The sequence below is a fragment of the Limosilactobacillus pontis DSM 8475 genome, assembly GCF_001435345.1.
GTDB lineage: Bacteria > Bacillota > Bacilli > Lactobacillales > Lactobacillaceae > Limosilactobacillus > Limosilactobacillus pontis.
In genome coordinates this window covers 110,157-120,657 of sequence record NZ_AZGO01000055.1, presented here as the reverse complement: position 1 = coordinate 120,657, position 10,501 = coordinate 110,157, and the positions used below count along the sequence as shown (strand labels likewise).

General features: G+C 57.0%; 8 protein-coding genes. All 8 read left to right on the top strand.

Annotated features, from left to right (window positions below):
* Window positions 1–43: 43 nt before the first annotated feature.
* The gene (locus FD34_RS05455; protein WP_057807552.1) at window positions 44–2,515 is read left to right on the top strand and encodes an MMPL family transporter; all 2,472 of its coding nucleotides are present in this window, start codon (window positions 44–46) and stop codon (window positions 2,513–2,515) included.
* A gap of 69 nt (window positions 2,516–2,584) precedes the next feature.
* Window positions 2,585–3,229, top strand: coding sequence for a hypothetical protein (locus FD34_RS05450; protein WP_057807550.1), 645 nt, complete (start codon window positions 2,585–2,587; stop codon window positions 3,227–3,229).
* Window positions 3,230–3,416: 187 nt separating this feature from the next.
* Complete coding sequence (locus FD34_RS05445; protein ID WP_083479890.1) at window positions 3,417–4,763, top strand: MFS transporter; 1,347 nt, start codon at window positions 3,417–3,419, stop codon at window positions 4,761–4,763.
* Between the two features lie 126 nt (window positions 4,764–4,889).
* Window positions 4,890–6,539: an aspartate-alanine antiporter-like transporter gene (locus tag FD34_RS05440; RefSeq protein ID WP_057807545.1), complete on the top strand. Its 1,650-nt coding sequence runs from the start codon at window positions 4,890–4,892 to the stop codon at window positions 6,537–6,539.
* Between the two features lie 24 nt (window positions 6,540–6,563).
* Complete coding sequence (locus FD34_RS05435) at window positions 6,564–7,277, top strand: aspartate/glutamate racemase family protein (RefSeq protein WP_057807542.1); 714 nt, start codon at window positions 6,564–6,566, stop codon at window positions 7,275–7,277.
* A gap of 160 nt (window positions 7,278–7,437) precedes the next feature.
* A complete protein-coding gene (locus tag FD34_RS05430; protein ID WP_057807540.1) occupies window positions 7,438–8,139 on the top strand; it encodes a GntR family transcriptional regulator in 702 nt (233 codons plus the stop codon).
* A 55-nt stretch (window positions 8,140–8,194) separates the two neighbouring features.
* A complete protein-coding gene (locus tag FD34_RS05425; protein ID WP_057807538.1) occupies window positions 8,195–9,667 on the top strand; it encodes a nicotinate phosphoribosyltransferase in 1,473 nt (490 codons plus the stop codon).
* Window positions 9,668–9,672: 5 nt separating this feature from the next.
* On the top strand, window positions 9,673–10,500 hold the full coding sequence (nadE, locus tag FD34_RS05420; protein WP_057807536.1) for an ammonia-dependent NAD(+) synthetase: 828 nt from the start codon (window positions 9,673–9,675) through the stop codon (window positions 10,498–10,500).
* Window position 10,501 lies beyond the last annotated feature (1 nt).

The following is a 10,501-nucleotide window of genomic DNA, read 5'->3' as shown; positions in this document are numbered from 1 at the left end:
CCCAGCCATGATAAGCAATCATAAGAGAGAGGGATTTATTATTTTGAAGCGACTGATTCACAATCACGTTTTTGCGTTGATTGCCTGGGTCGTAATCACGGTGGTGGCCATTGTCGCCTTGCCAAACGTCAACCAATTGACCCGTGAACACTCCGCAATCAACCTGCCGAAGAGCGCCCAGAGCCAGGTGGCCAGCGCCTTGCAGAACAAGCACTGGGGACATCACCAGAACAACACCTACCAGGTGGTGGCGGTGTTCAACAACGGTGACCGGGCCATGTCGGCCAGGGATAAGGCCAACGTTCAAAAGACAATCAATCACTTGGACAAGCACAGCGATCGGTACGGGATCAAGGCGATCACCGGGCCTAACGATAATGCCGCAACCCGCAAGCAGTTGATTTCCAAGGATAAGACTACCGAGATCGCCCAGCTCAACATTTCCAAGGGCCACGGGACTTTGCGTTATATTAATCATCAGCTGTCTCGTGCCGCCAAGACCAATGGCGTCAAGACTTACATTACCGGGGCTGACATCCTAAACGATGACTTCTCCGGGGCGGTTCAGGAGGGGATTAAGAAGACCGAGGTCATCTCGGTGATTTTCATCTTTGTCGTCCTGCTCCTGGTCTTCCGTTCGCCAATCACCCCGTTGATTTCCCTGCTGAACGTCGGGATTGCCTTTATCACCTCCTTCAGCATCGTGACCAACCTGGTCAAGCACGTCAACTTCCCGTTTTCCAACTTCACCCAGGTATTCATGGTGATCGTCCTCTTCGGAATCGGGACCGATTACAACATCTTGATGTACAACAAGTTCAAGGAAAACCTCGGGCAGGGGATGGACAAGTGGACCGCGGCCCACGATGCCCAGCACAAGGCCGGTCGGACGATCCTCTACTCCGGTTCCTCGATCCTGATTGGTTTCACCTCGCTGGCCCTGGCCAAGTTTTCGGTCTATCAGTCGGCGGTCGGCGTGGCCGTTGGGGTGGCCGTCCTGCTGGTCCTGCTGTTGACGCTGAACCCATTCTTCATGGCGACGTTGGGCAAGAAGATGTTCTGGCCGGACAAGAAGTTTACCGGGGAGTCGACCAGTAAGCCATGGCACCGGATGGCCCAGAACTCGGTCCTGCACCCGATTATTACCCTGGTGGTCGTCTTTGCGATCATCCTGCCGATCGGATTATCCTACCACAACCACCTGAACTACGATGATGCCGATGAAATCAGCAACACCGTCCCGTCCAAGAAGGGACTGCTGGTCGTGGAAGACCACTTCTCCAAGGGGACGGCGGAACCGACGACCGTCTACATCAAATCCAATCATCGGCTTGATAACGAGCGCGACCTGATGCTGATTGACCGGGTTACCAACCAGCTGAAAAAGAGTACTGGGGTCAAGACGGTGGTCTCGGTCACCCAGCCGGCCGGTTCCAAGGTCGATGAGCTCTACGTCAACAACCAGTTGAAGCAGATCACCGGTCAGCTTGGCACCGCCCAGTCCAGCATCGGCCAGCTCTCCCAAGACATGCAGAGTCAGGAGAGTGCGGCGGCGGCCCAGGCAGCCCAGGCTGGGGCCAGCCCGGCCCAGCTTGCTGCCCAACAGCAGAGCGGCATGCAGATGATGCAGGGTGTTGATCGAATGAGTGCCGGCCTTAGCCAGGGCGGTGACTACCTGACCGGCCTGCAAAACTCAGCTGCGGCCAAGACCTTCTACATTCCAAGTAACCAGCTAGGAAACAAGGAATTCCAGCAGTCGATTAACAACTACCTGTCCGCCGACAAGAAGGCGGCCAAGATCACGATCGTTCTCGACTCCAACCCGAGCGGGGCCCGGGCAACGCGTGAGATCCCGCAGATCACCGACCTGGTTCGCTATAGCCTGAAAGGGACGGCCCTGCGCCACGCTAATGTGGTCGTCGGTGGCCAGTCTTCCAAGATTACTGACACGAAGCAGGTGGCCGGTGGTGACTTCATTCGGACCGCTGCCATCATGGTCATCGGGATCGGCCTGGCACTGATCCTGATTACCCGGTCGCTCCTCCAGCCGGTCTATATCCTAGGGACCCTGGTTTCTGCCTACATGGTGGCCCTGTCGATCACCCACCTGCTGACCCGGATCTTTTTGGACCGGCCGCTGCTGACCTGGAACACGCCGTTCTTCAGCTTCATCATGCTGTTGGCCCTCGGGGTCGACTACAGCATCTTCCTGGTCATGCGTTACCGCAACATTGACCAGAATAAGTACCTGCCAACGGAGCGGATCGTCCGGGCAGCCAAGGAGATCGGGACCGTGGTTATCTCCGCGGCCATCATCCTGAGCGGAACCTTCGCGGCACTGATTCCGTCGGCGATCCCGACCCTGATTGAGGTGGCGATGACCGTCATCTGCGGGCTAATCATCCTGGTAATCATCATTCCGCTGGTTGTACCAGCCACGATTCGCCTGACCTACCCGCTCAAGTCGACCTTCCGTGACGATGAGGGAAACCGCAAGAAACAATTGAACCATTAATCACAGCAAGTTCCTGAGATGTGCTATCATGTCTTAGGAACTTTTATTTTGCAAGGGGAGCGATTAAGGATGCCCAAACAGGGACAGTTTGCCAAGTCGGCCCGGCTCAAGCGGGTCAACAACTTCAAGGTGCGTCGTCACCAGCAGGGACAGACGATCGGGGACGACCAGCTGACCGACTTCCTCCTGGTCCGGTTCAACCTGACGGCCAAGAAGCGGGTCTCCCGGGCAGCCCAGGAGACGGTCCAGCGCTTTTTGATCGAGGTCAGTGACCAGCTGATCGCGGCCAACGGTGACATGGCGGCCCTGGTGCCCGACCTCCTGGACGACATCAACCACCGGGCTCCCTGGCAGTTCTACCGGCAGCTGCTGCCCCAGTGGACGTTGCTGCAGGACTTCTTGAAAAAGGAACTGCCGGCAGTACCGCTGGCTTCTCGCCGCTATGTGACCACGACGGTGACAACGGCCGACCTGACCGAGCTAGTGGCCCGCCTGCTGGCCAAGAAGGCAGCGGCGATCACCTTCCTGAAGCGGCCCAACGTTTCGGCAGCCATGCAGGCACAGACGGCCCAGCTCCTGGTGGCCAGTATCTACTCGGGCGGGATGGTCGACTGGGACAAGGTCCAGGCCCTGCTGGCACCGTTTCCGTTCAAGGTCGATGATGACCTAGATGCGGGGACCAAGGAGTGGCTGCGGCAGCTGGCCGTGTCCTAAATTTACGTATGCATTTTGGGGCGGCCTTTGGTATAATTGAGCCGTTCAAATTAGCTTAAACAGAGAAGGGTGCTGTGGTGGAGCAAATCACTGGAGTGCCCTTTTTGATTTGTAATCATAAGGAGGGGTTGCCTTGCAACAGACACAACCAAAACACATCTATCCCGCTCTGGGGGCCCTGGCCCTGATGACGTTCATCGGGATCCTGAATGAGACCTCGATGAACGTTACCTACCCAGAGCTGGCCAACCTGTTCCACGTCTCGCTGGATGTTGTCCAGTGGATCACCACCGGCTACCTATTAATGGTGACGATCACAATGGGGACGACCGCCTATCTGCTCCGCCAGTTCACGGCCCGGCGATTGCACCTGGCTGCGGTGACGGCCTTCATCGTTGGTGACGTGCTCAGCGCGATGGCGGTCAACTTCCCGATGCTATTGGTCGGCCGGCTGATCCAGTCGGTAGCCACCGGGCTGGCGACACCGATTCTCTTTCACCTGATCTTCACCGAAATTCCGCGGGAGAAACTGGGGGCGATGACCGGGTTTGCGGGGATGGTGATCTCCTTTGCCCCGGCCCTGGGGCCAACCTATGGGGGCTTCATCTCTGAGACCCTTTCTTGGCGGATGATCTTCTGGTTACTCTTACCCCTGGCCCTGATTAGCCTAGTGATCGGCCAACTCTACATCTGCAATCGGCCCTTCGGCAATGATAAGCCCTTCAGCTACGGCAGTCTGATTGCCCTGGCGCTGGCCCTCTTTGCTGTCGTCTACGGTTGCTCGACGATTGGGAAGGGTGGTTTTGGTCCGGCCTTCTGGATCCTGATGGTGGTCGGTGCGGCCTGCTTTGGCCTCTTCATCTACGTCAACGGTCATGGCCAATCCCAGCTCTTTGACCTGACCGTCTTCAGGGTTAAGCCGCTGCGCCTGTCGACCTTGACCTACTTCAGCCTCCAATTCATCAATATCGGCATCTCCTTGGTGATTCCCCTGTACGCCCAGTACGTCCTCCACACCTCGGCCACGGTGGCCGGCCTGGTCCTGTTGCCGGGCTCGGTCCTCGGGGCCTTCCTGGCACCGCTGGCGGGGCGGCTGGCCGATGAGCAGGGCTTTGCCAAGCCGGTGACTTTTGGTGGGATCCTCCTCCTGGTGGGGACGGCCTGTTTTGCGATCTTCCAGCACCAGCTGAATGCCTGGTGGCTGATGGTCTTCTTCCTCATCCTGCGGGCCGGGTTTAACTTTGCCTTCGGGAACACGATCTCCAACGCCTCGGTCCTGGTTGACCAGCGCAACAGCTCCGATGTCAACTCGATCTTCAACATGGTTCAGCAGTTTGCTGGCTCCCTAGGAACGGGGCTGTTGGCTGCGGTGATCGCCCTGACCCAGCAGCGAGGCACCGGCAACCTGGCCCGGCAAACGTTTGTCGGTGGCCGAATTGACTACCTCCTGCTGACCGTGCTGGCGGTCGTCGTGGTGGCTGCCATCGTTGTTAACTACCGCTGGCAGAAGCGCCTGCACCTGGCAGAAAAATAGGGTAATTAGAAATGGGATGATCCTCATTATGAGGGTTGTCTCATAATGCGGCAATTCGTTTGAATTAGCTTATCATCAATGTGATAATGTGACTGGATTAAAAAGAAAGTACAAAAGAGATAATTAATGATGGATACAATCATCCGCTTCATGGTGAACAATCAAGTCTTTACCCTGTTTGTCTGCATGGCCCTCGGCTTTGCAATCGGTAACTATAAGATCGGCGGTAAGTTCAACATCGGGGCGACGGTGGGGACCCTGATCGTGACCCTGATCGTCGGTCAAGTCGGGGCCTTCCCCCGCAACGAGATGCTGGGCACGATCTTCTTCGGCGCCTTCATGTTCTCCGTCGGTTACCGGATTGGGCCCCAGCTGCTGGTCAGCCTGCGCCTGTTCGGGGTGCGGATCGTTATTGCCAGCCTCTTCTGGATGGTGACGGCCTTCCTGGTCGGCTGGGGGCTGTTCGCAGCCTGCCACATCGGCCCAGGGATCGCCGCCGGGGTTATCTCCGGTTCACTGACCCAGTCGGCAACGGTGGCCAGCTCGCTGCAGACGATCGGCGCGTTGCCGGTTAGCCACGCGGTTAGGATGACCTATGAGGCCCAGCTGCCCGTTGCCTATGCCTTGACCTACGTCTTCGGGACCCTGGGGGTGATCATCTTCCTGCGGGACCTGGCGCCTAAGATGATGGGGATCACCATCGAAGAGCGGGGACCGCAGATGGCGCGCAAGTATCACTTTCACGCCAAGAACCCGAACCCAACCTGGCGACGGACCTACCAGATCGCCGTCGACTCACCCCTGGTGGGGAAGACGATCGCCGAGTTTAACAAGTGGACCAATTACCACATCATCGCCCTGGCCGTTTTTCATGGGCACGAGATGACCGACCACCTCGAGTATCAGATTAAGCCTGGTGACCTGGTGACCGTGATTGGCTACGCGGTCCACTTCGACCGTCTCCATCAGGTCCGGGGAATCAAGGAGGTCCTGACACCAACCAACGCACCCAAGGAACGGAAATTCGTCCTTGGCAAAAAGTTCAAGCCGGTCCAGCTGGCAATCCTACGTCAGCACGGGGTCTTCATCAATATTCAGGACCCAATCACCGGTAACGAGCAGCTGGTCAACCAGCTTCATCCCGGTGATGTGATTTCTTTGACCGGGAACACATCCCGAACGGCCAATATCCTCCACCAACTCGGCCGGTGGGCAACCACTGACCAGGCGATCAACTATGTTTTGTTCTCGCTTGGGATTGGTGGGGCTTCCCTTTTGGGGATTATCGGCTTAAAATTAAATGGTATTCCCTTGCAACTGGGGAACGGGACCGCGGCCCTGATCATGGGCCTGGTTCTGAGCTCCTGGATCGACCGGCACCGCGACTACAAGTCCATCCCGGAGACCGTGACCAACTTCTTGCAGAGCTTTGGCCTGACCCTCTTCGTAGGGACGGTTGGTCTGCAGTCGGCCCAAGCCTTCACCGGGGCGATCAAGAGCCTTGGCTTCGGCGTTTTGATTGTTGGGGCCGTGATCTCGATCGCTCCACACCTGCTGACCCTCCTGTTTGGCCGCTACGTGCTCCGGATGGAACCCCTGGCCCTGCTAGGAGCACTGACCGGTTCTGGGACGATCGCGGCCGCCATGAGCGAGATCTCACAGAAGGCGGGGCCTGAGGGTGGTGCCTACTACGCCGCCGCCTTTACCCCGGCCTTCGTTGTCGGCAACATCGGAATTACCCTGCTGGGCCCGATCTTTGTGGCCCTCCTGTCATGATTTAATAAGAAAGGTAACACGACTATGAAACAATTCTTTACAGTGCTCGGCGGCATGGGGACCCTGGCCACCGAGAGTTACGTCCGGATCCTCGACGCCCGGACACCGATTCACCGCGACCAGGACTACCTGAACTACATCGTGGTCAACCACGCCACGGTCCCGGACCGGACCAGCTGGATCCTGGACCACAGCAAGCCCGACTACAACCTGGACCTGATCGAGGACATCAAGCAGCAGAGCCTGCTCAACCCCGCCTTCTTTGTCCTGATCTGCAACACCGCCCACTACGCCTTCGATAAGCTGCAGGCGGCCACCAACATCCCGATCCTGAACATGCTCCAGGAGACGGTCAACGCAATCAAGAAGATCAAGCCGGATGCCAAGAAGGTCGGACTGCTGGCCACCCGGGGAACGGTTACGGCGGGTCTTTATGACCACTACATCACCGATGCTGGTTACGAGGAGATCAAGCCGACCCCGGAGATCCTCGACATGACCGAGGACCTTATCTATCACGATATCAAGGAGAGCGGCCACTCCGACGGCGCCAAGTACCACGAGCTGGTGCGGCGGATGATTGAGGAACAGGGCGCCGACATTGTTATCCTTGGCTGCACGGAGCTGTCCTACGCCGAGGAGATGAACCCGGAGACCAAGTACCCGGTTGCAGACTCCCAGTCGATCATTGTTGACCGGTCACTGGAGAAGGGCCTGGCCCTGCGGCAGAATAAGTAAGAAATAGGCAGGATTTCACGATTGGTTATCTTAACCGATGGTGGGATCCTGCTTTTCTTTATTTCAATTGGCTGGTAAGGGGGATGATTGGTCTAGATAACTCACATCGTGTTAAAATAGACCAGGTAATGAGAATCATTTGGCTTGAGGAGAAGAGAAAATGGGATCACCAGTATACATTCAGATTCATAATCAATTGCGCGAGAACATCGAGAGTGGCAAGCGGAAGGTTGGTCAGAAGATTCCGGCCGAACGGGAACTGGCAGCCAGCTTTGACGTCAGCCGGATGACCCTGCGCCAGGCAATCCAGGCCCTGGTCGACGAGGGCATCCTGGAACGCCGGGTCGGGTCCGGGACCTTCGTGGCCAATCGTAAGGTCCAGGAGAAGATGTCCGGGGTGACCAGCTTTACCGAGTTGATGCAGGCCTCGGGCAAACGGGCTTCCAGCAAGACGATCTCCTACCACTTGACGATCCCGTCCCAGACGGAGATTGAGAAGCTCCAATTACCAGCCGGGGCCAAGGTACTGCGGATGGAGCGGATCCGCTATGGTAATGACGTTCCGCTCTGCTACGAAATCGCCACTGTCCCGGCCAAGCTGGTGGAGGACTTCAGTAAGAGTGAGATCACCAGCTCATTCTACCGGACCCTGGAAGAGAAGGCCCACCTCTACCCGGGCCACGCTACCCAGGCGGTTTCGGCCACCACGGCCACCGAGAAGATTGCCACCTACCTGCAGATTAAGCGGGGGGATGCCCTGTTGCGGATGACCCAGCTGTCCTACCTCCAGGACGGGCGGCCGTTTGAATACGTTCATACCCAGTACGTCGGCTCCCGGTTCGAGTTCATCCTGGAGAAGTAGCTGTTTCGTGCTACAATAACGATAACGATATTATATTTTGAGAGGATCAAGATTCATGAAATTCAATTATCCCGATGATAGTTTAGCCCTGCACACCGATGCCTATGAGCTGAGCATGATGCAGACCTACTGGAAACAGGGGGTCGGTAATCGCCGCGCCGTCTTTGAGGCCTTCTTCCGGAAGATGCCGTTCCAGAATGGCTATGCGGTCTACGCCGGACTTGACCACATCATCCGCTACGTCAAGCAGCTCCACTTCACCGCCAGCGACATCGACTACCTCAAGTCAACTGACCAGTACGACGATGATTTTCTGGAGTACCTGCGTGACTTTAGGTTTACCGGGTCGATCCGGAGCTTCGAAGAGGGGGACCTGGTCTTCAATCACGAGCCGATCTTCCAGGTAGACGCCCCGATCATCGAGGGTCAGCTGATTGAAACGGCGATCCTGAACATCCTCAACTACCAGATCATGGTGGCCACCAAGGCATCCCGGATCAAGTCGATCGTCGGTGACCAGAGTGTAATGGAGTTTGGTACGCGGCGGGCCCAGGAGCTGGATGCCTCGATCTGGGGTACCCGGGCGGCCTACATTGGCGGCTTTAACGCCACCAGCAATGTACGTGCCGGCAAGCTCTTCGGGATTCCGATCTCCGGGACCCATGCTCACGCCCTTGTCCAGGCCTACCGGAATGACTACGACGCCTTTAAGGCCTATGCTCAGACCCACCGTGATTGTGTCTTCCTCGTCGATACCTTCGACACCCTGAAGAGTGGGGTGCCGACCGCTATCCGGGTAGCCAAGGAGTTTGGCGATAAGATCAACTTCATTGGGGTCCGGATCGACAGCGGCGACCTGGCTTCACTGTCCAAGCGGGTCCGGACGATGCTGGACGAGGCTGGCTTCCCGGACGTGAAGATTTTTGCCTCCAACGGCCTCGATGAGAAGACCATCCAGAACCTGAAGATGCAGGGGGCCAAGATTGATGTCTGGGGGATTGGAACCAAATTGATCACTGCTTACGACCAGCCAACCTTAGGCGCGGTATACAAGTTGGTAGCCGTCGAGGACGACAACGGTCAGTTGGTTGACACGATCAAACTGTCGAACAACGTGGCCAAGATGTCGACCCCGGGCAAGAAGCAGGTTTGGCGAATCAACGACCGGCTTGACGGCAAGAGCGAAGGGGACTATATCACCCTGGCTGATGAAGATCCCCGTAAAGAGGAATCTTTAAACATGTTCAACCCGAACTTCCCCCTCCAGCAAAAGGACGTCAGCGACTTCATCGCCCGGCCGATACTCAAGGATATCTGGAAGGATGGTGAGTTTGTTTACGATGAACCAACCTTGGACGAGACCCGTGATCACCGGACGGCCAGCCTGGATGCCCTCTGGGATGAGTACAAGCGCGATCTCAACCCCGAGGTTTACCCGGTCGACCTCTCCCAGAAGTGCTATGACAATAAGCTGGCGATGATTCATCACATTCACGAATATGTTAAGACACTTGGTCATAAGGAGTAATAGTCATGCGTAAAATGCAGGAACAGATTATTGATGATTTGAAGGTCAGTCCAAGCATTGACCCCAAGGAAGAGGTTGAAAAGCGGGTCAAGTTCATCCATGACTTCATGCAGAAGACGGGGATGAAGACGATCGTGCTCGGCATCTCTGGCGGGCAGGATTCCACCCTGGCTGGTCGGCTCTGCCAGCTGGCGGTTGAACGGCGCCGGCAAGAGACCAATGACGATGACTGCCAGTTCATTGCGGTCCGCCTGCCCTATGGCACCCAGGCAGATGAGTCCGATGCCATGGAGGCGATCAACCACTTCATTAAGCCCGACAAGACGATGCGGGTCAACATCAAACCGGCCACGGACGCCATGGTGAAATCGCTGGAAGAGGCCGGTGCCGATATCAGTGACTTCAACAAGGGCAATATCAAGGCCCGGGAGCGGATGATTGTCCAGTATGCCATCGCCGGCCAGTACGGCGGGGCGGTTGTTGGTACAGACCATGCCGCAGAGGCCGTCACTGGGTTTTACACCAAGTTTGGCGACGGCGGGGCCGACATCACCCCGCTGTCCGGCTTGGACAAGCGGCAGGGGAAGGCCCTGCTCCAGTATCTGAAGGCCCCGGCCAACCTGTATGAGAAGACGCCAACGGCCGACCTCGAGGACGACAAACCGATGCGGGCCGATGAGGCGGCACTGGGTGTCTGTTACGAAGACATTGATAATTACCTGGAAGGGCACGTGATTGCCGAGAAAGCGGCCGCAAAGATTGAAGACTGGTACAAGAAGACCCGCCACAAGCGTCACCAGCCGATCACCCCACTGGACACCTGGTGGAAGTAAC

What these genes read in the sequence shown, in the direction of transcription:
- FD34_RS05450 (WP_057807550.1), top strand. Translation starts at nt 2,585, where the DNA reads ATGCCCAAACAGGGACAGTTTGCCAAGTCGGCCCGGCTCAAGCGGGTC.
- FD34_RS05445 (WP_083479890.1), top strand. Translation starts at nt 3,417, where the DNA reads ATGACGTTCATCGGGATCCTGAATGAGACCTCGATGAACGTTACCTAC.
- FD34_RS05440 (WP_057807545.1), top strand. Translation starts at nt 4,890, where the DNA reads ATGATGGATACAATCATCCGCTTCATGGTGAACAATCAAGTCTTTACC.
- FD34_RS05435 (WP_057807542.1), top strand. Translation starts at nt 6,564, where the DNA reads ATGAAACAATTCTTTACAGTGCTCGGCGGCATGGGGACCCTGGCCACC.
- FD34_RS05430 (WP_057807540.1), top strand. Translation starts at nt 7,438, where the DNA reads ATGGGATCACCAGTATACATTCAGATTCATAATCAATTGCGCGAGAAC.
- FD34_RS05425 (WP_057807538.1), top strand. Translation starts at nt 8,195, where the DNA reads ATGAAATTCAATTATCCCGATGATAGTTTAGCCCTGCACACCGATGCC.
- nadE (WP_057807536.1), top strand. Translation starts at nt 9,673, where the DNA reads ATGCGTAAAATGCAGGAACAGATTATTGATGATTTGAAGGTCAGTCCA.